Genomic DNA, 21,192 nt, shown 5'->3' on the forward strand with positions numbered 1-21,192 from the left:
AAGTCCGGGCTTTCGCACCATCCTGTGCGAAGGCCCGGCCCTGATGAAAACGTCCTGCTCTCATCAGGGCGGTCCTGATTTAATGCGAGAGTTTAATACAAGCTAAGGGGTATGCGGTACCCCGCCAGTAGTTGCTGTGTGAACGGGTTGGTATTGCTGGCCGCATGCAGGCGATAACGCATATCCCCATCATCAACCCGGAACCGTACGTCCACCGCGCTGCTGCTCACGCCGGTAATGTCGGCTTTATCGAGCAGTCGGAACAGAGCCCAGGGGCCGCTTTCCGACAGGCTTCGGGGTGAACGGTTCACCTGGACAGGCACCAGAGTAATACGGCTCTCAACAGAGTCTCGCAGGGTGTTGGGCCAGACCAGGGGAATGCTCTGGCGCGGCCCGTGGCTGAATTCCACCAACTGGCCGTCCACGTTAACCACGCTGCGGCGCTTGTTGGCTGAGAGGTTGAGCGGTTCCAACGAGAACTCCACATCCAGGGAGCCACCCCGGGTAAAGTAGGCCCTTCTGATTCGGTCGGCATTTTCCAATGACGTCAGTACCGCACCGCGCACCAGTCCCGCTCGTCGGGCATCGCCTACCTGTTCGGGATGATCCTCGAGGAACAGTTTCAGGTTGTCTTGATAGAAGGCGTCCAATACGCCGCCCGGGGCGAAGAACCGTTCAAAGTCCTGCAGTGCAACATCCCGCCCGGAGTCCGGATTAAACGGATAATGGCGGGCCAGATTCTGCTGGAAGGGCTGATACACTTCTCGATACCACTCACGCTCCAGCTGCGCCACCGCCTGGTCCAGAACCACTCGCCAGCTTTCCGTGGCCAACCGGGTCAAAAGCCGATTGAGGGGCTCGGGCTGGTTATCGGCCATACGCTGCAGTGTGAAGATCGGGTCCGCACCCTGCAGGCCCATACGGGCCCGGGCAGCGACCAATGCAGCCTTGCCCTTGTCTGGCGCTTCCTGGATGTTACGTATGTACTCGTGAAGCTCGCCGACCACCAGCATGATCTGTTCAAGTCCGGTTGGCTGATCCCCATTATCCCGGGTCAAATCGTTGAGCTCCGCAAACTGGCGTTCAATATCCTGCAGCATGCGGAAATGGGGCGACTGCTCCAGAAGCTCCCGGGCTGCGGCACTCTCCACTTCGGCGGAAGGCACAAGACGCGTGTTATGGCGAACCTGCCCGAGCAGGCTTGCCAGAGGCTCGTGGCCACTGGTCAGGCTCTCGAGAATGCGTACGCCGTGGTTCAGGTCCTCAAACCGCTGGATATCGATGCGGCTCAAGGCAGTACGCCAGGCCTCGGCGTAGTGCTCAGCATAGAGGGTCTGCAAACTGGCCAGCAGTCTGGCTTCATCCGCCTTGCTGAATTCAACGTTGTCCCTGCGACCCAAAACCCAGGCGTCCACAAGGGCCAGCTCCGTAACCGAGCCGGATTTACGCAGGAACCATTTTTCCAGCCCCTCCCGGGTCAGCAACGCGGGGATGGTCAATGGATCTTCCTCCCCCGATCCGTAAGATACGACCGGCTCGCCATAGCCATCTACCCGGCTGAATACCGTGCTGAATGCTGGCCCGGCTGCACGTGCCAGCTCCAACGGAGTGCGGAACTCCTGCTCTGCTTCTATTTCCAGATCCCGGTAGACCCGGTCTGGTGTGGCAACCCGTCCAAGTTCATGCTGCGCCCATTGGACACTGCTGCGGAACGGCGCCAGGGTCATAACTGCAACCGCATCTCCCTCTTGAGTGAGACGCGCCAGATCGGTATGGGCCATGGCATAGTCCAAATGACCCATGAGCCTCTGCTGCAGGTCGCTCTGGCCGGGAAACGCCTGCTGCCAGTAGTTCTGCATGTAGCGGGTCACAATATCGTTCCGACGACCGCTGGCGTCATACAGCATCCGCAACACCCGCAGGTGCTCCAGGCGCTCGGTGCTATCGTCCGGCGCCCGGCCCATCTCGGCCATCACACCGAACATCAGCGCTGGCAGGTACTGGTAAGCGAGCATGTCGAGGTAGGATTCCTCCACTTCCGGGCCAACCTCATGGCCACGGTATAGGCCCATATCACTGAGCAACGGCCAGTTCCGGCGATGGTCGCCAAAAGCCAGAGTCGCCTCACGGAGCTCATCCAGCGGGCCGAGCAGATTCCGGCCGGTGTTGTCCGGTTCGAAACCAACAGGCTGCCAGTTTTCAATAAAGCCCTGAACACGAGCTTCCACGGCGGCAGCGGCCTCTGCATTCCTGATAAAAAAATGCTGCCAGCCGGCAGTCAGACCCGCACCAGCGCAAATAGCCACCACGGCGGCCACGGCCAGCCGGCGTTGCCGGGACTGAATCACCCGCCGGTTATCACCGGCCAGGCCGGCCTCCGGGTAGATGATCTTGGGAAACAGTTCACGGGTAAACAGATTGGCGGACTGCCCTGACCGTTGAGCCGGCTGAATGGGCTCGGCAATCTGATAGTTGGCGGCGGCGGCTGAGACAAAGGCATCCTCCGGCACGCCTTCCTGCAACACCGACGTGAAGAAGGTGCCACGCACCATCGCTGGCGTCGAAAACACATCTGCCGACAGCAGGTCAGTCAGGAACTGCTCCAGAACAGGCTTCAGGCCGGCAAGCTGGCGAGTAAAGGAATAGGCCGCTGCCCGCTCCTCGGCGTCCCGGGTATTGGCCAGAACATCCGGCAATCGATCTGTAAGCCGCTCAACCATGGCGGTGTATCGGTCCGCGAACTGGTGCAGCCAATCGTCGTTATCCATCTGGCCTTCGAGGCTGAAGGTAAAGCCAAGGGCCTGTTCCTTCTCCTGCTTGCTCAGGGTCCGCACGAGCGGGCCAAAACCGTAGAGCAGGTCCATCTTGGTGAAGGTGACATACACGGGCAGGCGGGAGCCGATTTGCTCCATCAGTTCCCGCAGGCGCGTGCGCAAAAGGATGGCCCGATCCCGCCTCTGGTCAGGATCTGCCACGCTCAATCTGGCCAGATCGATCGTCAACACCACACCATTCAGGGGACGTTGCGGGCGATTTCGCTCAAGCCAGGCAATGAAATGATTCCAAAGACGCTGCTGGATCTCAGCGCCAGCGCCCTCACCCTGACTCTGGCTCAGCAGTTCACCATCCGGATCAATAAGCACGCCTTCATCGCCGATCCACCAGTCAAAACCGAAGGCATTGCGATCGCCCCGATTGTTGCGGGTGACATTGGTGAGCGTGTAGGTCTGTCCGGAGCGTTGAATCAGGCTGGTCTTGCCGGCATCTTCAAGCCCCATCACCAGATACCAGGGCAGCCGGTAAATGCCTTTGCGGCCCGGAAGGTTGCTCTTCAGGGCCGCCAGTTGTCGATCCAGCAGGCGCTGCTGCTTGCGCTCCATGGGCAGTATCGGATCTTCCTGTTCCTTCTGCGCCTCGGACTGTTTGACATTCACCTTGCGCAGACGGCGCGCCAGCACCATGCCCCACACCATCGCGACCACAAGGACAACGCCCAGGGTAACGAGGGCCCGCATCTGCCAGGCCGCCAATGGAAACTCACCATTCACCTGCCAGCGCGGCCCCAGCCACCAGGTGGCAGCCAGCAAGGCAATAACGCCCAGTGTCAGGGTGACCGGGGCTGCGTTTTTTAGGTATGGCAGAAGCCAGCGACCGATGAGTAAAGCTTTTCTCCACATGGTGTCCATTCCTGCTGTGATTCCTTGGTGTGTTCTGGGGATCAGCCCAGCTTTTCAAGCTGTCTGATCAGGGCGGGCTCCCAGTCCTCGAGAGCCAGCCCGCGAACCTGCGTTTGCAGATCCTGAACCTGCTGCGTGGCCAGTGATTTCAGGCCCGCGTCTTTCATTAATCGGGCGCTGGCAAGGCGCCAGTAAAAGCGGTCTCTTGGCTCTCTCGCTTCCGCCAGCCCGTCTTCCAGGAGTTGCATCGCGGCAGCCAGTCCCTTTTGCGCGACCAGCTCCCGGGCCTTCTCGTAAGTCTGCTCCCAGGCGTTGGCGCCGCAGGCGGAACCACCGGTCGCTGGCACGGACCAGAGCCACTCTTCCGCCTCCCGGGAAAGGAACGGGGTGCCATTGTTGAAGGTGATTTCCGGCAACTGGGCAAGGCGCTCAACAAACTCCTTTGTAGACACACGGATGGCTTCAGCACAGGCATGGTGGCCCAGGGCCCCGGCTACCCGGGCACTTAACCAATGGCCGTCGAGCCAGAACGGACTGACCGACAGGCTCTGCTCGATTTTCTGCCACAACGCCAGATCTGCTGATTTTTCCAGGGCTTCCCGATAATCGGCCACACGATCGGCACTTACGGCGGCAAGATCGGTCCGCTTTCCGTCCCGTGTCGGTGGCACCGTAGTGATGTTCTGCCAGATAGCGTAACGGCGAATCTGGTATCCCAGAGGCTGATCCGGCTCTGCCTCGGTAAGCATGTCCGCAACCTTCAGAAGACTCTGTCGGGTTGCCCTTTCGTCACCGGGATCCAGGGTGAGCGATCCCAGGGAAGGCTTTGGCTGTGCGGGTTTCTGCTCAGGCGTTTCCGTTCCGGAATCCTGGTTGGCCTGCTGCCCTGCCGATGGACGGGGTTCGGGGGCTGACGTGGCGTCGTTCACCCTGGGCAGCTTTTCAACCGCCCGTCTGAGATCCTGCAGCGACTCGCCCGGCAATTCCAGGCTATCGGCCTGGTCCACCAGTCTGGCAAGAAGTTCAAGGCAAAAAGCCCGACCATCGCCAACACTGCCATCGAACGCCAGGGAATCTATACCCTTGCTAGCGCGCTGGAGCATCTGGGTGAACATCATCTTGCGGGCCCGCTTGCCCTTGTCCCCGGGGTACGGCCAGGTCTGCTCCCACCACCCGTCGAGAACCCGGTGCAGCAGGTACAGGGACAGGGCGAAGCGTTCACCGTCGCCACCACGTTGCAGGGCGATCAGCAAAAAACCCAAAACTTTCAGATCCTTGCTTCGGTCTGAAAGAATTGTCAGCGCATCGCTTTCCACCTTGCTCCAATCGATATCGTTATGGGCCAGCGAGCCCACCTTCATGATCTCGTTTTCCAGAAACTCGAGCGTTGCATCGTCTCCGAGTGCCTCGCCGACACCGGAATCGCCGGGCAATGGTGAGACGACCTGTTCAACGTAGGGATGTTGCTCAATGATCTGCATGTTGCTGTCCTGAATCACTGTGTTCACCCGGGATCTACCAACCACAGGCCTCGCGTAGCGGTTCGATCGCCCGGCGGTATCCCGAGAGATCAAACAGCAGGCCGTCAATGCGGCTGTTGGGCGAGTCGATGCGGGCTTCTGTGCCGTTGATCATGGCTTTCACGGTACGAATGGCTGGCAGTCCCCGGCCGCCGCTGAGTACGAAACCGTTGTCCCGCACCCGCCAGACAGTCTGTTCCCGGCCAAATCCCAGTTGAACCCGCTCCTGGTCCATTGCCTTGGGCAGCATCAGCGTCAGTTCCGTGATGTTGTTGTGGCACTGAAGAGCCAGCAGCGGCCTGGGAGGTTGAACCCCCAAAGCCGGAACCGTCACCAGTTGGCCAGCCGCTTTTCCGGTATCCCGGTAGAGCACGCCAGCACCGGCATTCTTGCCATCAAGGCTGGCGTAAGCCTGCCGCCATCGCTCAGATCGCCGGGCGTCCGGGGCCACATGTTTCTCGCTGGATACCGCCAGGGGAGTGCCGAAGACCTCGTCAAAGCAGGCTAACCGTTCAAGTCGCTGGGGCTCACTGGTACAGGCCCGGGCATCTTCAAGCTGGCCAGCGCAGGCATGGGAGACCAGAAAAGCCAGAGCCCATGCCCCGACAACTCGACCGGTTAATCGCAGCTTGCGGTGACTCATGACTCTGCCACCTGATACTTCAGACACTTATGGGCAAGGGTCCGCTTTGGCAGACCGAGGCTTTCCGCCGCCTGGGCCCGGTTGCCACCATACTGGCGCAAACGCTCACGAATAATTGCCGCCTCAAAGGCCTGTGCTGCGGCTTTAAGATCCCGGATGTCTTCCACTGCGGGCAGATCAACGGGATTTCTGTCTCCGACATCCCATGGTGCGCTGGTCCAACCATCTGATGACTCTTCAAACAGGTCATTTATCCTCAGAACTTCAGGCTGGATATCATCTCCGCCCGGGGTCTGCAGACAGGCCAGTTCAATGATGTTGCGCAGCTCACGGACATTGCCCGGAAAATCGTATCCAGCCAGCAGGTGCAGGGCGTGGCTGGAAATTCCCATGGGCCCGCTACCCTCACGCTCGGTATACAGCCGAATGAAATGACGGCTCAGGGCTTCGAGGTCGTCGGGGCGTTCCCGCAAGGGCGTCACCCTCAGTGGAAACTGGCTCAGGCGGTAAAACAGATCCCGCCGGAAGCGACCGTCTTCGATACGTGTCTGGAGCGGCTGGTGAGTGGCCGCTACCAGGCGAAAATCCGAATGCTGTTCCTTGCGGGCCCCGAGCGGGCGAAACTGACGGCTCTCCAACACCCGGAGCAGCTTCGACTGCAGGGCCATGGGCATGTCGCCGATCTCATCCAGGAACAGGGTGCCGCCGTTGGCCTGCGCCAGAAGCCCCTGTTTGTCCCGGTCGGCACCTGAAAACGCACCTCGGGTATGCCCGAACAGTTCGCTTTCCAGAAGGGTATCCGGAATGGCGGCGCAGTTGACCACCACCATCGGGCCCTCGGCCCGATTGGACAATTCATGGATACCGCGGGCGACCACATCCTTGCCACATCCGGTTTCACCCTGCACCAGGACGGATAGCTGACTGCCGGCGGCCCGGACGATCTGGGCCCGAAGGCTGGTCATGGCCTGTGAGTTGCCGACCAGGGTTCGGGCCAGTTGTTCGCAGCGGGTGCGAACGCTTTCGGCGTCGTGCAGATGATCCAGTGACCGCTTGAGCAGGCGGCGTTGCCAGACCTGATCGCGGCTCTGAAGCTGGGTAATCCATTGATGAACAAGCAGTTGCCGCAAGCCTCCATACAGAGGTTGGCCGGTAATACCGTCCCAGTCGGGTTCGTCTCGACACAGAACAAGTATTCCCAGGGTTCGGCCATCATTGCCGGTGAGGGGCTCGAGCCACAGGGAGCGCGGTCGATCGCTGGCCTCGAACAGGGCCTGGAAGCCGACGTGGTCCAGGCGGTAACTGGCGGCACGGGTAAGTTCACGGGCTTTGCCGGTTTGCAGTACGTGGGCAAAGGGGTGGCTGAAGTCGCCGCAGTCGAATTCGCCGTGTTCTGCCAAATCACTGCAGTGCAGGGTTCGGCCACTGAGGTCGAGTTCGAGCGCCCAGCAGCGGGTCAGCCCGAAAGCGTTTTCCAGCTGCTTTGTGGCGGTTTTCAGCAGGTCCGGCAGGTTGTCCTGCTGGATCAGGGCCACCGCCAGGTCAATGCCGGTGTGCAGTTCCATCTGCATCCGTCCCATTCTTGTTCCCTTTATTGAGTTCTCGCCGACCGCGCACCCTGTGGTTCGGCTTTCCAAAACACGCTGTGAATACATCCTTGTACGCTCCGCTCCGCCATCCATGGCTCCGCAGGGTATTTGGAAAGCCGAACCACAGGGTCCGCTACCTCCAGTTACCTCAAACGACAGTTCCCACAAACTGTTGCTCATTAACACCGAGAGTCACTTTTCTTACCGGCTCCCGCGCCGCCAATTTCTCCAGCAACGCCAGTGAAACAGGCGGCAACAATTCACCCTCTATGATCGACTCAAGCATCCTTGCGCCGTTTTCACTTCTTGTCGCACGGCTTCGAATAGCCTCGATAAGTCCTTCTTCCAGTTCCACGTCGGCGTGGTAACGGGCCTTGATCTGGCCCGCCAGGCGCTGGAGTTTGTAGCCAACGATGCGGTTCAGGGTTTCCTCGTCCAGGGGTAAATAAGGCACCACTTCCATCCTTGCCAACAAAGCGGGCTTGAAGAAGTTGGCCAATTCCGGGTACAGGGCCTCTTCCAGACTGGCCGGGGACTCGGCGTGGTTGACGATGGTCTGGTAGCCGAGGTTGGAGGTGAGGAAGAAGACGACGTTTTTGCAGTCGATCAATCGGCCTTCACCGTCGGCCAGTTCGCCTTTGTCGAACGCCTGGTAGAACAGGTTGAGGACTTCCGGATGGGCTTTTTCGACTTCGTCGAGCAAGACCACTGAGTAGGGTTTCTGTCTGATGGCTTCAGTGAGGATGCCGCCTTCACCGAAGCCAACGTACCCCGGAGGTGAACCGATTAGCCGAGAGACGGTATGTTTCTCCTGGTACTCGGACATGTTGATGGTGGTCAGGAACTGGCGGCCGCCGTAAAACAGCTCGGCCAGTTGCACCACTGTTTCGGTTTTGCCAACGCCACTCGGGCCCACCAGCAGGAACGCGCCCATAGGGCGACCGGGCCGGCGCAGGTCGGCGCGGGCGGTGAGCAGGTGCTGGTGCAGGCAGTCGATGGCGGTGTCCTGGCCTTTGATGTGCTCCTGCAGATACGCCGGCAAATGGGTGATTTTTTCCAGCTCGTCGGTGGTCATGCGGTTGACCGGGATGCCGGTCCAGTCGGCGATGACTTCGGCTACCTGGCGCGCGTCGACGCGAGCGTGGACCAGCGGTTCGTCGGCCTGGAGTTCCAACAGCTCCTGCTCGATCGCCGCGGCTTCGCTCTTCAAATCCGGGCGTTCTTCGTGGTCGGCCTCCGCCAGCTCTGCGGCCTCAGTCGTTTCCACCTCGGAGTCTGCCTTTAGCAGGTGCTCACGAATGTCGACCAGTTGGGCGACCAGTTCCCGCTGGTCGTTCCAGCTCCGATCCAGGGCTTCGGCTTCGGCGGTCAGATCGTTCATCTTTTGTTGCAGTGCGCGCTCGTGCTCGTTATCCACGCTCTGACCGAGGGCATGCTCCCGGTTCATCAGGTTCTGCTCCATCGCCAACTGGTGCAGCTGGCTGCGCACGTGGCTCAGGCGCCGGGGCGGCATACTCAGATTCAGGCTGACTCGGGCGCAGGCGGTATCGAGAACATCGATGGCCTTGTCTGGCAGTTGTCGGCCGGCAAGATAACGGGCGGACATCTCCGAGGCGGCTCTCAGGGCGCTGTCGGTGATCAATACCTGATGGGCTTTTTCGTAGACCGTGCGAAGGCCACGGAGGATATGCACGGCCTCGCCTGGTGTGGGCTCGTCCAGGGCCACGGGCTGGAAACGTCTGCTCAGGGCGGGGTCTTTTTCGAAGTATTTCTTGTACTCGCGCCAGGTGGTGGCAGCGATGGTGCGCAGCTCGCCCCGGGCCAGAGCCGGTTTAAGCAGGTTGGCGGCGTCTGAGCCACCTTCGCTGTTACCAGCGCCGATCAGGGTGTGGGCTTCGTCGATGAACAGGATGATCGGCGTGGCAGAGCCTTTGACCGCTTCAATCACGCCTTTCAGGCGTTTCTCGAACTCGCCTTTCACCGAGGCACCAGCCTGCAGGGCGCCCATGTCCAGGGTCCAGAGCTCAACGTTTTTCAGGCTGTCGGGCACGTCGCCATTGACGATGCGTAGGGCGAGGCCTTCCACCACGGCACTTTTGCCCACGCCGGCGTCGCCCACCACAATGGGATTGTTCTTGCGGCGGCGGCAGAGGATGTCGATCATCTGGTCGATCTCGGCGTCACGGCAAACCACGGGGTCCAGTTTGACCTCCCGGGCCAGTCTGGTGAAATCGTTGGCGTAGCGGGTGAGCGGGTCCATATCGGACTGCACGGTCGGCTTGTCCGCGCCGTTTTCCGCCAGCTGCGGGCGTTCGACGGATCCGCTCGTCAGCCGGTCAAATTGCTTGCGCAACTGCTCACGGTTGATGTCCACCAGTGCCTTTGCCACCCGGGGCATCAGGTATCGGTCGGCATTCATCAGCAGGGCGAGGAATACCGCGCCGGAACGCAATTCGGTGTGGCCCAGTTCGGTGGAAGCCAGTAGCCAGGCATCCTGCATCAGCTCTACTAACAGCGGCGAGAAGGATGGATAGGGCTCAGCGCTTTGCGCCTCGCCGTGCAGGCTGTCGCCCACCAGCGGTTTCAGTTGCTGATGCTCAATGCCGGTATGCTCCAGTATCTGGCGCACGTCGGAGAACGGCGTTTCCAGCAGTTTGAACAGCAAATGCGCCGGGGTAATCTCGGCGCCCTGGCGGCTGATGCACAGGGCGGCTGAGGCTTCCAGGGCCTGGCGTGAAATGTCGTTGAGGCGCCCGATCAGCGCCGGCAGTTCTACCCGAATCACGTGAATATCCTTATTTCGGTAGTTGGTCGAGTACGCGCAGTACGTCCGTGATGCGCTCGTTCAGTGCCGTGTTGTAGAGGGAGTAGATTCCGGCCATGGCCGCCACAAACAGACCAGCGATGCCCCAGACGGGCATGCCGCTGCGCAACCGGTTCCGGGTTGGTGTCACGTTCGCCATGGCATCCGATAGAAGCTCCAGGTCCTGCTCCTCCCGTAAAGCTTTCAGTTGTTCGTGCAGGCCCCGGACAATCTGGTCGTATTCATCCCGACCGTTTTCCATCACCTTGTACCGCCCTTCAAAACCCAGACAGAGACACAGGTAGATGAACGACAGCATGTCACGATAACGGGCCGGTTCCTGCTCCATCCGGGCAAGAATGGCAAACACCTTTTCCCCACCCCAGGTCTCGTTGTGAAAGCGGGACAGCAGCGAGTGCTGTGACCAGACGCTGTGGGCGCCCCAGTCAGTTCCCAGCACTGCCTCGTCGATGAAGGCGCAGAGGACATACCGGTAGGCGACAACAACCGGCCGATCGTAACCCTCTTCCACCAGTTCCCGATCGATGGCGCCAATCTCATCCACCACCTGCTGGTAGAGGGTTTCCACCGCGCGATACTCTGCCAACCTGCGTATCCTGATGACCAGCCCAAGCAGTGGTGTGGCCGCGTCAATCAGACGGTTATTTTCCAACCCTCTGAGCTGGAACTGCTGGTCGACCTGGCCGTCCCTGTTGCCCTCACCTCCTCTCTGGCTGTCGGCAAAAATCAGATCACTGAACGCACGGCTGCCGGAATTCCTGCTGCCATTGGGTAAGTCCATTACCTGTGCATCTGCCATGATTTAGCTCCTGATTGCCCAGAACTGCATTTCCATGCCCGGGAAACTGCCGGCTACGTGGAACGCGAAGCCGCTAGCGTTGTCGAGCATTTGCCAGGCCTGGCTCTGGTCGTCCAGGCGGAAGTAGACGAAGCCGGCGTGGTACGGTAACTGCCGGGGTGCGACCGGTAACGGGGCGAGCGGTATACCCGGCAGTTGCAGGCTGATGAGGTCGCGGATTTTTTCCACGGAGGCCACCTTGCACTGCTGGGTGAACTGTTTGCGCAGATCGTCCAACGGCATGTCGGCTTTGACCGCAAGAATGAATTCCGCATCCCGGACCAGCTGGGCATCCTGAACCGGAGCAACGGTCAGGCCGTACTGGCGCTGCTGGAGCTGGATTGCCAGGGCCCTCGGTTCCAGCACCGTACTCAGGGACTGCCGCAGAACCTGCATGAGCGGGCTAAAACAATCCTCAGGCAGATCGTGGTCATAGGCCGGATACTCCCTCGGCAAGCGCCCTTCATCGGTGAAGGTCACCAGCTCACCACAAAGTTCAAGCAGGGCTTCGAACAGCCGCTCGGGATGCAACTGGCGCAGGCGGGCCAGATGCATGAACCTGGGATGAGCCCGGTTCAGCATCTGCAGCAACATAAAGTCCGCCACGTCGGCAACGCCGCCTTGCCCTGGGGCTCCGACACGCTCGGCGATATTGCGTGCCCGCTCCCGCATCAAGCCTGCCATTTCACCGACGAATCGCTGCAGCCTGGGTGCGGCTCGCACACTCAGCATGGTAGGGAGGAAGTTCGGATCCATCACCAGGCTTCCGTCCGGGCGCTTTTCGAGGATCCGGCCAATCGCCAGGGCCGCATAGGCGCTGCGATCTTCCCGCTCCAGCATCAGGCGGGGCGCCACTCGGCCCACATCAATGGTGTGGGCATCGCCGTCGATCGAATGCAGGTCCCGGATTTCCCGGGAGTCGGCACGGAACCGACCGGCTACAGGCGCGTCTGGCCATTCCACTTCCGCCAGGCTTTCACTGCCCAGAGGCAAAGCCAGATAGACGACCTGATTGGCCACTGAGGCATCGGTGATTTCCATCGGCTCCGGCATCACATCGTCCTGCGGAAGGCTGAAACGAGTGCCATCCGGGAATAGCCCGGATGCCCGAACCAGGCCAACCCGGCCGAAACTCAGGTACTCCGAGTTCAGTTCCAAGTCGCTGAAGCCGTACAGATAATCGGAGACCGCGAGCGCCCGCTCATTGATCTGGTGTTCCAGGTATCGCTGCTGTTGCTGGAAGTGTTGGGGCTTGATAAACAGGCCGTCACTCCAGACGACTCGATTGGTTACCGCCATCAGGTATCATCCGAATGCTTGAGTTGAACTTCCCGCTCCCGCAGGTTCACCAGCAGGTTGTAGCGGCCCCCGATCGGATCCACCTTCACCACCTTTTTCCACTGGGACAGGTTGGGGTAGGCGTAAAAGGCAATGACGCCGATAAATCGGGTGTCCTCGCCAATTTCGAAGGGTTCGATGAATTTGAACTGGCCCGGCACAAGAGAATAATCGCTGTGGTCCACATAGTTCTGGCCGAGGGACGACTCCAAGTCGCTTAATAGCTGGTCGAAATCCCCGGCCATCAACAGTGAGCTGTCGCGCATCTCGATGATCTGAAACGCAACGGGCGTGGGTGCCAGGGATTCATTCGGATTTACATCCGGTTCAGCCACCATGGTCAGACCGACCCGGCTGGGAAGATCCTCAGGGTATCCGACCGGGATATCAGGGTCCCAGAGCACTTTTGCGGTTTTGGTAACCGCGTTATAGGGTGTGCTGCATCCGGCAATCACGAATACGATGGCCAGCAAACTCCATTTGCAGGTCTTCACAACGGGTTCTCCCTCTGTAGTTGGCGCAAGTTCTGGTCGTAAGCCTGTTCGAACACTTCCTGGAACAAACGCTCGAATCCCTGCTGACGACTGGATTTCAACTCTCGGTAATAGTGCTGGTACATATCCCAGGCCCAGCTTCCCTCGTCCTCGTTCTGGCGTAGTCCCCGACGGTAACCATGGAAACGACGCAGCAAAGCCTCGGGAGAAAAGGCGTGCAGGATGGCCTCCAGCGCCTCGCTGATGGCGTCACGGGTTGCCTGCTGGTGCTGATTCAGGCTCTGCAGACTCTCCCGGACCGCTGCCGGCGCCGACAGGTGAACCGGGCTGCGGTGGCTGGCGAACAGGGTCTGCACTGTATCTTCATAACCCTCACCCAACCGAAGCGGGTTATCCTCAATGGGTTGCAGGCGGGTTCTCAGCGCCTGATGCCGGCTGTCTTCCCCCTGGTGCAGCGCCAACAACCCTTCTACGGTCGCCTTCAGGGTCTGCCCCGCTTCCTCCAGGAAAAGGCGCATTTCATCGCTATCAGCAAATTCCAGCCCGGCGTCCATACCACGCAACAGGGGGGCACCACTGATGTGTTTACTGCTCTGATCTGAAGGCTCCTGGCGACCAGCGTTCTTTGCAATCTCAGACATCCTGTCTTTTTCTCCTTTGCGAACAGGCAGGCCCATCGCTACGTCTCGGTTTTCACGGTACTCATCCGAAACCTCCCTTTCAGCAGCTCGCCAGGAGGTTTCATTCGCCATCAGTGCGTCAGGATCCGACGTCTGTTCGTCCGGCTGATCGTTCCAGGGTGCCAATGGGTCATCACTGACTGCCTCCGCGGCTACCCGGCCAAAATTCTGCAGCGGCTCCGGGTTTGGGGTTGGTCCGGTTGAGCTCTCAGCTCGCAGCAACGGTCCTTCATCGACATTAACCAGTTGCCCGGCCCGCTCTGCTTCACCTCTCTCCAGCAAAGTTTCACCAAAACCCTCGGCCATCTCCGCACGAAGTTGATAGCGGCCAATGCTGACGGTATCACCAGGATTCAGTCGTGCCCGACGGCCCCGGCCGACAGGCTGACTGGCGCTATTGATGTAGGTCCGGCCACTGCGATCGATCAGGCAGAAACCGCCATCCAGAAACCGGATTTCCGCGTGGCCGGGAACCGCACCCGTTCGATGAGAAGATAACCGCCAGGTATCACTGGCTGCGGTGCCGATGGAGCCGCCTCGAACGCTGAAACAGTGCTCTGCGGTAACCCCACCGCCGGCAACGGTCGGATTGGTGACGGTCAGTTTCAGGCCCTCGGCCTTTGGTTCATCCATGAATACCTTCCTTGCAGGAATTACCGGCGAATCTGAATCCGGACTGCCGGTCGGCGCCGGGCCTTCTCCGGTGTCACGAAAGAATTCCAGCCCAGCCGCACATCCTCGCCCAGCTCCATGGGGCGAACGTCCTTCGGACGCATCTGAAGCTCCAGGTCGTAAGCCAGTTGCTCCCGTGTGGCGAACTCCACGAGTTTGACCAGGCGCTGGTGGTCCTGGCCATTGGGCAGGAAATCCGCAAAGCGCTTTCGGCTGAGATTCCTCAACCGGAGCACGAATTTGCCACTGCGATCCCGGATGGCCGATCCCACCAATGTGTTGCTGCCCAGACAGGCGTTGGCCTGGCCCAGTCGGGTCTGTTGATCATCGGCGATGGCCACCTTGCGCAGGACCCACTGTTCAACACTGACATCGTCCAGATCGAAGCAATGGGCGACGATGCCGCTCACCACCTCCGGCGACCGGCTGCGACCGGCCATCAAGCCTGAATAGGCCAGCATCTTTGACCAGTTAACCGGTGTCGCCTCCCGCAACCGGCTGTCGCCGAGCCCGATCAGGGCAAAGATCAGCTCTGAAAAGCCATCCGAGGCACCCGGTTGAAACCGAACGTAGTAGCGATATTTGCGCCACGCCCGATGGAACAGCGTGACCAGGCGATGATTGAAAAAATCAAGAAAATGCCGCCGGATGCCCAGATTCTGCCCCGCCTCCCAGGCCAGATCTTCAAGGTAATAGCCCGGCAACGGCGACTGTGAGCCGTGTAATCCCAGAAAGCTGACTTCCATCTGATACGGCGCGTGCTCGTGCTCCGGCGAAAGCGCCGAAACCACATCGCTGCCGGGAAACCCCAGACCCGCAGAGGCAGAAAACCGGATCCGCTCCTGGCGGGGTTGGTCTTCGCTGTTTCGCTCCAGATCGTCCCCGTGGTGCCGGTGAATCAGATCCACCAGCTGAAAAAAACTATAGCGTCGCGCATTGCCCAGGACGGGTTGCAGCTCGGCTACATCAGCGGCTGCTGACCTTGCTGTAACGTCCATGTGTACCGTTCCTGATTATCAGTGTTCACCACTTCCAGTTGGTGAAATGCGTTGATGCTGGCGTACAGGGCGAAGAACTGGCTGAGAACTGTGCCGAACAGATAGAGATCGCCCTCTGATGCAAAAGCCTGCTGATCCAGCTTCAGCACAGAGCGAATGCCACGCACCGGCAGGCCCCTGACCATCCGGTCAACTGGAGCTGTCTCGATCCCGATAATGCCAGCCAGTCGTTTCTGGGACACCCGTTCTGCCTGGCGGTCTACCAGGGCCCGAAAATCATAGACTCGAAGGACCGTGCGCAGGGCGTCCACATCCAGCATTGACAGATAGTTAAGGGACAGGTTCGAGATCAGCGTCCACAACAGGCTGCCGTCCAAGGTTGGCCGCAGCGTCGCGGTGGGCCTCGTGATGTTGCTGAAAGTGGCGAAAGCAGGCGTGCTCTCGGTGGCCATGCAGATTTCGCCCACAGCCAACTGGCTGGGCAACTGGCGGTTGGTGCAGGTAAGCGTCAGGGAGATCGCTTCCTGCCGGCTCAGGCACTCGGACTCGTCGCCCCGAACGAAAGCCATGTAGTGGTCAAAGCCGTCACCGCGCACACTGTCCCGTGCCCGAACCCGGTAGTACAGGGCGTTGCGGCCGCGATCCCGCTCCACCTCGTGCTGGAAGCTCTCGAATGCGGTGTAGATGCGCGGTTCACCGCGCCCGGACCGGCCCTCCAGCCAGCCTTCGACCTGCTCGATGCTGAACACCTCGTAGTGGTCCGGGGAGCGGCTGGACGGCGAGATGCGGTACTCCGTCTGGCGGCCGTTAAGATCCACCGGTTCGCCCTCGTGGGTAAACAGGTTGACCGCCGGCGTGCAGTAGAGCTGGAAATTCTCCTCCCGCACTTTCACATCCGGTGGCAATATCCGGCTGAAATGGAAACGCAGGCTGATTTCGTCCGCCTGTACTGCCGGAAGCCGTTTGGAAAAGCCATGGATGTCCACGAAACGGAAGGCCTCAGGGAAGCTGAGGTATTCCTGCAAAATGCGGTAGCCGGGGTATGCGTTCTTTGGGTACGGCAGCAACGCTTCGTCATTGCCGAAGCCTACCGGCTGCAACAGTGAGGCAGGCAGGCGATAAACAGCGTCACCCACCACCAGATCAATGCGTTCCAGATAGTGGTTCAACCAGAGAAAAAGGGTTTCGGCGATATGACTCTCGCCGCCCAGATAAAAGCGCAGGCTGTCCATGCCCAGTGACGACAGAGGCTGATCAGTGTGCAGTGCCAGGTCCACGGTCACTGAGGACACTTCCCGTGAGTGCTCTGCATGGGCCGCGGCAACGCTCACAGGAAATACATCCACCGCCCGGCAAGTGCGGAACCGACACTGGGTCTGACGATTCGCATCGCCCAGCGGACGGCTCTTGATCTCGGTATGACGCTCTACCCTCTGGCGTTCACTGATTGCATGCAACTGCGGATCAAAGCGCATAATCGTACAACTGGGTACCGGCCGCAGATAGTTCGGCCACAGCATGTTCAGCAGGGAGTGGGTAATCTCAGGGAATTCGTCCTCCACCTTTTCCCGCAGCTTGCCGGTCAGGAAGGCAAAACCCTCCAGCAGTCGTTCCACATCCGGATCGGTGCTCTGCTCGGAGAGAAAGCGGGTGAGCTGCGGGTGGGCGTCCGCGAATTCCCGGCCCTGAAGCCTGAGAAAGCTTAATTCGTCTCTATAAAAGCGATTCAACTTCATACAACTACCCAATCCTTGGGAGTATGAGCCGGTCGGTATACTTTTCTTCCGGGAAAAAACAACTCGCTGCGCTCAGACATCTTTTTTCCCTGCAGAAAAGCATCCCCACCGACTCTCGCCATCCTTGGTGTTTACTGATCGTTTCCGTTACACCACCTGGTAGTAACGTTTGTCATCCAGAACCAAATCTATGGTTGTTTTGTCGTCTTTCGAACCGACCTTGAGATAGACCGTCACCTGAAACCGCAATTGCAACGGGTCCGGTCCCTGCGGCAGATTGACCACATCCACACGCTTCACCCTGGGTTCGAACTTTTCAATGCACTGCCGGATCGCGCCTCGGATCTGGACGCTCAGATCGTGGGTGCCGAGCGTGGCGTCGTTGAAGTCCAGCAAGCCCAGGTCCGGTACGCTGGCACTGTTCCCCGGGTGGGCGTTCAGCAGCCGAACCAGGTGGCGCTTGATGGATTCCACAACGTGGGTGACGTCTCCCATACTCTGGCCGGCCGGTTCGGCTGCCTGTTCCAGTCGTTCGAACAGGCTGCCGCTGCCGGCCTGCGATCCGTCGCTGGCCGGGTGCCTGAACACGGATCAGTCCTTGTCCAGCCGGCCAACCAGTGACAGTTCGAAGTTGGCACCCATGTACTTGAAGTGGGGACGCACGGCCAGGGACACCTGGTACCAACCCGGATCGCCTTCCACGTCAGAGACGGTGACCTGTGCCGCGCGCAGGGGGCGGCGGCTGCGGACTTCCGCGGGCGGATTTTCCTGATCGGCCACGTACTGGCGAATCCATGTGTTCAACTCCCGCTCCAGGTCCTGGCGCTCTTTCCATGAGCCGATCTGCTCCCGCTGCAGCACTTTGATGTAGTGGGCCAAACGGTTCACGATCATCATGTACGGCAGCTGGGTGCCCAGCTTGTAGTTGGTCTCCGCCTCCTTGCCTTCCTTGGTGTTCGGGAACTGCTTGGGTTTCTGCACCGAGTTGGCCGAGAAGAAGGCTGCGTTGTCGCTGCCCTTGCGCATGGTCAGGGCGATGAAACCCTCGTCGGCCATTTCGTATTCGCGACGGTCGGTGATCAGCACCTCCGTCGGGATCTTGGCCTCAAGCTGGCCGAACGACTCGAACAGGTGCACCGGCAGGTCCTCGACGGCGCCGCCGCTCTGAGGACCGATGATGTTCGGGCACCAGCGGTACTTGGCGAAGCTTTCGGTCAGGCGGGTGGCCAGCAGATAGGCGGTGTTACCCCACAGGTAGTGCTCGTGATCGCCCGAGACGTCTTCCTTGTAGTTGAAGCTGCGCACCGGGTTTTCTGTAGGATCGTACGGCACCCGCAACAGGAAGCGCGGCGAAGTGAGGCCCAGATAGCGGGCGTCTTCAGATTCACGCAGGGAGCGCCACTTGGCGTATTTCGGGCCCTCGAACACGGCGTTCAGTTCCTTGATGGCCGGCAGTTCCTGGTAGCTGTCGACGCCGAAGAACGACGGAGCTACGGAGGACAGAAACGGCGCATGGGCCATGGCACCAACCGAGGACACGTACTGAAGCAGCTTCATGTCCGGCGTCGACGGGGTAAACGCGTAGTTGCCCACCACGGCGCCCACCGGCTCACCACCGAACTGGCCATATTCCGTGGAATAGATGTGCTTGTAGAAACCGGTCTGGGTAACGTCCGGCGCGAATTCGAAGTCTTCAAGTAACTCGGTCTTGGTGGCGTGAAGGATGTCCACCTTGATGTTCTCGCGGAAGTCGGTGCGATCGACCATCAGCTTCAGGCCGCGCCAGGAGGATTCGAGCTCCTGCAGCTTGGGCGCGTGCAGGATCTCATCCATCTGGGCGCTGATCTTGCGATCCAGCTCCACCACCATCTGGTCCACCAGGGCCTTGTTGACCGGCTGGCCTTTTTCGTCGCTTTTCAGCAGGTTGGCAATAAACGTTGCCACGCCCTTGCGGGCAACATCGTAACCCTCATCCGCCGGCGCCATGCGGCTGTTGGCCATGACCTGGTCCAGCAAGGACCCTTCGGCAACGGATTCGGAGGCAGCAGAGTGCTGCACGGCAGTATCAGACATACCACGTCCCTTTAGTACGTTTTGAATTCAATCGAACGTTATGAGTGTACGTTCGCTTACTCGTTGCTGTCGGTAGCCAGTTCCAGTTCGGCCAGCAGCTTGTCCCGTGCGTCGTCGTTGTCCAGCAGTTCCTGCAGCTTGGAACGGAACGACGGTACGTTACCCAGTGGGCCTTTCAGGGCCACGAGGGCTTCCCGCAGCTCTATCAACTTATTCAGCTCAGGCACCTGACGGGCGACACTGTCGGGGGAAAAATCATCGAGGGTCTGGAATTCCAGGTTTACCGGTAGTTCGTCGGTTTCCTCATCCAGTTTGTTGGTCACAGTGGTAGAAAGGGTCAGGCCGGCTTCTTTCATGACAGAACGGAAATTGTTCTTGTCGACGGAAATGGCCTTGCGATCTTCGATGGGGGTTTCTTCGGCGTGTCCCTTGAAATCGCCAACCACGAACATTTTCAGCGGCAATTCCGTTTCGGCCTGCTGATCTCCGGTGGCGGGGACATATTTGATATTGATGCGCTCTTTAGGCGCGACGGAACCGTCTTTTGAAGACATGCGCTTGCTCCCTGTGCAAATCATTTGCAGTTGTTCAATCCCTTGTACGCACCTTCCTGGCACGCAACGCCAAAAACTGTACACAGATCATTTGTCTTTCTCAAGCAAAAACTGGCCAGCATTATTCCGGAATGTGCACCCGGGCAAGCTTTTGCCAGAACCCCGGCATTTCCCCTTCCGACAATGCCCTGGAAAGATTCAGTCAATGACGGAGCCGGCGGCTGTGGCTATACTCGGCCAACAAACAGGACCAAAGTAGAACCATACGGAGATCAACATGAGTGACCTGAAAACCCGCTTCGACGAAGCCGTCAACTACATCCAGACCGCCGAAGGCGACTTCAAGCCCTCCAACGAGATGAAACTGGAATTCTATGCGCTGTACAAGCAGGCCACCGAGGGCGATGTGTCCGGCAAGCGCCCGGGCATGATGGATTTCGTGGGCCGCGCCAAATTCGATGCCTGGGAGAAACTCAAAGGCATGTCCAGCGATGACGCCATGCAGAAGTACATCGACAAGCTCGAAGCCCTGAAGTAATCGGCCTTCCAGCCCAGACTCTGGTCAGAAAATGACCAGAGTCAATCTTCCTGAATAAAGCTTTGCGCTCGTAAATCTCTTGTCATAAGATGCGCCCAAAATAACAATACCAATTCATCAGCAAGAGTTATTTATGGACATCACAGAAGCGCTGGAACAGTCCCAGCCAGGCTTGGTGGCACGGGTCAAGGACGCCATTCATCAGCACAAGCTCAATCAACGCTCAGAGCAGACCTACCTGCACTGGATCACCCGATTCGTGCTGTTCAGCGATATGAAAGATCCCGATGCACTGGCAAATGAAGACCGCCAGAAGTTTCTGGACTACCTGAACGAACGCATGCGGGTATCCCGGGCGCGATTCAATCAGGCCAGCCAGGCGCTGACATTTTTCTACGAAGATGTCCTGGGTAAGACGCCCGCGGGGGACAACGGCTGCGCCGCAGCCTGAACGCCTGTCTCAACGCTCGTTCATATTGATGTTCAGCGCGTCGTAGGTGCGGTTCTCGGGTGGGCGGATCACGTAGTTGTTGCTGTGAGTCTGCCCGGGAATGGATTTTGGATTGCTGAAACGGAACTCCACCGGGATCTGTGAGCGGCCAAGGTCCGTGCGGCTGTCACCGGGGCGAAGACCAAGCGGATCCAGGTAAAAGTCGTCTTCGACCCTTGGCTTGAGCGGTACGCCCGCAGCCGGAGCTGTCAGACCACCTTCAATGACCGTATTGGCCAGAGTTTCCTCCTCCATGGAATTCAGCTGGATGGTGTGAATGGTAGATCGCTCTTCGTACTGGAAAGCGCTTTCCTGATTGTCGCTCTGGGCAAACACCCCACCTGCAACGGCCCACGCCGCGACAAGCCCCACCAACACCAGCGGACTGCTTATCCTGCGCTGAACGATTCCGACTTTTCCACGCTTACCCATGGCATTTCCCCGGCAGACAATCCTGTCTGCGACCAGTTGTGACAAATTTTGATCAGTTTATCGACAAATCCGTCAAACTGCCCGGGCACTCGCCAA

Annotated in this window: 17 protein-coding genes; 2 read left to right on the plus strand and 15 right to left on the minus strand. The window is 59.4% G+C overall.

Annotated features, from left to right (window positions below; genetic code table 11):
• Positions 1-92: 92 nt before the first annotated feature.
• The 14 genes from tssM to tssB all read right to left on the minus strand — a co-directional run bounded on the left by tssM (position 93) and on the right by tssB (position 19,636).
• Positions 93-3,686: a type VI secretion system membrane subunit TssM gene (gene tssM / locus NUW46_RS18610; RefSeq protein ID WP_418140927.1), complete on the minus strand. Its 3,594-nt coding sequence runs from the start codon at positions 3,684-3,686 to the stop codon at positions 93-95.
• A 32-nt stretch (positions 3,687-3,718) separates the two neighbouring features.
• The gene (tssA, locus tag NUW46_RS18615) at positions 3,719-5,158 is read right to left on the minus strand and encodes a type VI secretion system protein TssA (RefSeq protein ID WP_418140928.1); all 1,440 of its coding nucleotides are present in this window, start codon (positions 5,156-5,158) and stop codon (positions 3,719-3,721) included.
• A 34-nt stretch (positions 5,159-5,192) separates the two neighbouring features.
• Positions 5,193-5,840 carry a type VI secretion system-associated protein VasI gene (gene vasI, locus NUW46_RS18620; RefSeq protein WP_418140929.1) on the minus strand — a complete coding sequence of 216 codons (648 nt, stop codon included), beginning with the start codon at positions 5,838-5,840 and terminating at the stop codon, positions 5,193-5,195.
• Positions 5,837-7,411, minus strand: a complete 1,575-nt coding sequence (locus NUW46_RS18625; protein WP_418142062.1) for a sigma 54-interacting transcriptional regulator — start codon at positions 7,409-7,411, stop codon at positions 5,837-5,839. The genes vasI and NUW46_RS18625 overlap by 4 nt, the downstream gene beginning before the upstream one ends.
• 166 nt (positions 7,412-7,577) lie before the next feature.
• A complete protein-coding gene (tssH, locus tag NUW46_RS18630) occupies positions 7,578-10,214 on the minus strand; it encodes a type VI secretion system ATPase TssH (protein ID WP_418140930.1) in 2,637 nt (878 codons plus the stop codon).
• A gap of 10 nt (positions 10,215-10,224) precedes the next feature.
• Entirely contained in the window at positions 10,225-11,052 is an 828-nt protein-coding gene (gene icmH / locus NUW46_RS18635; protein ID WP_418140931.1) for a type IVB secretion system protein IcmH/DotU, read from the minus strand.
• Positions 11,053-11,055: 3 nt separating this feature from the next.
• Positions 11,056-12,390 carry a type VI secretion system baseplate subunit TssK gene (gene tssK, locus NUW46_RS18640; RefSeq protein WP_418140932.1) on the minus strand — a complete coding sequence of 445 codons (1,335 nt, stop codon included), beginning with the start codon at positions 12,388-12,390 and terminating at the stop codon, positions 11,056-11,058.
• Complete coding sequence (gene tssJ / locus NUW46_RS18645) at positions 12,390-12,923, minus strand: type VI secretion system lipoprotein TssJ (protein ID WP_418140933.1); 534 nt, start codon at positions 12,921-12,923, stop codon at positions 12,390-12,392. The genes tssK and tssJ overlap by 1 nt, the downstream gene beginning before the upstream one ends.
• Positions 12,920-14,236: a type VI secretion system-associated FHA domain protein TagH gene (gene tagH, locus NUW46_RS18650; RefSeq protein WP_418140934.1), complete on the minus strand. Its 1,317-nt coding sequence runs from the start codon at positions 14,234-14,236 to the stop codon at positions 12,920-12,922. Before tagH ends, tssJ begins: the two co-directional genes overlap by 4 nt.
• Positions 14,237-14,256: 20 nt before the next feature.
• Entirely contained in the window at positions 14,257-15,273 is a 1,017-nt protein-coding gene (tssG, locus tag NUW46_RS18655) for a type VI secretion system baseplate subunit TssG (protein ID WP_418140935.1), read from the minus strand.
• Positions 15,237-17,009, minus strand: coding sequence for a type VI secretion system baseplate subunit TssF (gene tssF, locus NUW46_RS18660; protein ID WP_418140936.1), 1,773 nt, complete (start codon positions 17,007-17,009; stop codon positions 15,237-15,239). The genes tssG and tssF overlap by 37 nt, the downstream gene beginning before the upstream one ends.
• 147 nt (positions 17,010-17,156) lie before the next feature.
• Positions 17,157-17,597 carry a type VI secretion system baseplate subunit TssE gene (gene tssE, locus NUW46_RS18665; protein WP_418140937.1) on the minus strand — a complete coding sequence of 147 codons (441 nt, stop codon included), beginning with the start codon at positions 17,595-17,597 and terminating at the stop codon, positions 17,157-17,159.
• 3 nt (positions 17,598-17,600) lie between these two features.
• A complete protein-coding gene (gene tssC / locus NUW46_RS18670) occupies positions 17,601-19,082 on the minus strand; it encodes a type VI secretion system contractile sheath large subunit (protein ID WP_418140938.1) in 1,482 nt (493 codons plus the stop codon).
• A gap of 56 nt (positions 19,083-19,138) precedes the next feature.
• Positions 19,139-19,636, minus strand: coding sequence for a type VI secretion system contractile sheath small subunit (gene tssB / locus NUW46_RS18675; RefSeq protein WP_209399532.1), 498 nt, complete (start codon positions 19,634-19,636; stop codon positions 19,139-19,141).
• Between the two features lie 277 nt (positions 19,637-19,913).
• Between tssB and NUW46_RS18680 the strand changes: the two genes are divergently transcribed.
• Both NUW46_RS18680 and NUW46_RS18685 read left to right on the plus strand, forming a co-directional pair.
• Positions 19,914-20,174 (plus strand): acyl-CoA-binding protein, encoded by a 261-nt coding sequence (locus NUW46_RS18680; protein WP_069182250.1) that lies wholly within the window; start codon positions 19,914-19,916, stop codon positions 20,172-20,174.
• Positions 20,175-20,307: 133 nt separating this feature from the next.
• Positions 20,308-20,625 (plus strand): site-specific integrase, encoded by a 318-nt coding sequence (locus tag NUW46_RS18685; RefSeq protein WP_153634070.1) that lies wholly within the window; start codon positions 20,308-20,310, stop codon positions 20,623-20,625.
• 9 nt (positions 20,626-20,634) lie between these two features.
• Here NUW46_RS18685 and NUW46_RS18690 read toward each other — a convergent pair whose 3' ends face one another.
• Positions 20,635-21,096, minus strand: a complete 462-nt coding sequence (locus NUW46_RS18690) for a hypothetical protein (RefSeq protein WP_069182252.1) — start codon at positions 21,094-21,096, stop codon at positions 20,635-20,637.
• Between the last annotated feature and the right edge of the window lie 96 nt (positions 21,097-21,192).

It is taken from the genome of Marinobacter sp. MA (genome assembly GCF_048298425.1).
GTDB lineage: Bacteria > Pseudomonadota > Gammaproteobacteria > Pseudomonadales > Oleiphilaceae > Marinobacter > Marinobacter salsuginis.

Excerpts from the sequence above, each read along its gene's own strand:
- tssB (WP_209399532.1), bottom strand. The coding sequence starts at position 19,636 with ATGTCTTCAAAAGACGGTTCCGTCGCGCCTAAAGAGCGCATCAATATC.
- NUW46_RS18625 (WP_418142062.1), bottom strand. The coding sequence starts at position 7,411 with ATGCAGATGGAACTGCACACCGGCATTGACCTGGCGGTGGCCCTGATC.
- NUW46_RS18690 (WP_069182252.1), bottom strand. The coding sequence starts at position 21,096 with ATGGGTAAGCGTGGAAAAGTCGGAATCGTTCAGCGCAGGATAAGCAGT.
- icmH (WP_418140931.1), bottom strand. The coding sequence starts at position 11,052 with ATGGCAGATGCACAGGTAATGGACTTACCCAATGGCAGCAGGAATTCC.
- tssC (WP_418140938.1), bottom strand. The coding sequence starts at position 19,082 with ATGTCTGATACTGCCGTGCAGCACTCTGCTGCCTCCGAATCCGTTGCC.
- tssK (WP_418140932.1), bottom strand. The coding sequence starts at position 12,390 with ATGGCGGTAACCAATCGAGTCGTCTGGAGTGACGGCCTGTTTATCAAG.
- NUW46_RS18685 (WP_153634070.1), top strand. The coding sequence starts at position 20,308 with ATGGACATCACAGAAGCGCTGGAACAGTCCCAGCCAGGCTTGGTGGCA.
- NUW46_RS18680 (WP_069182250.1), top strand. The coding sequence starts at position 19,914 with ATGAGTGACCTGAAAACCCGCTTCGACGAAGCCGTCAACTACATCCAG.
- tssM (WP_418140927.1), bottom strand. The coding sequence starts at position 3,686 with ATGGACACCATGTGGAGAAAAGCTTTACTCATCGGTCGCTGGCTTCTG.
- tagH (WP_418140934.1), bottom strand. The coding sequence starts at position 14,236 with ATGGATGAACCAAAGGCCGAGGGCCTGAAACTGACCGTCACCAATCCG.
- tssA (WP_418140928.1), bottom strand. The coding sequence starts at position 5,158 with ATGCAGATCATTGAGCAACATCCCTACGTTGAACAGGTCGTCTCACCA.
- vasI (WP_418140929.1), bottom strand. The coding sequence starts at position 5,840 with ATGAGTCACCGCAAGCTGCGATTAACCGGTCGAGTTGTCGGGGCATGG.
- tssF (WP_418140936.1), bottom strand. The coding sequence starts at position 17,009 with ATGAAGTTGAATCGCTTTTATAGAGACGAATTAAGCTTTCTCAGGCTT.
- tssG (WP_418140935.1), bottom strand. The coding sequence starts at position 15,273 with ATGGACGTTACAGCAAGGTCAGCAGCCGCTGATGTAGCCGAGCTGCAA.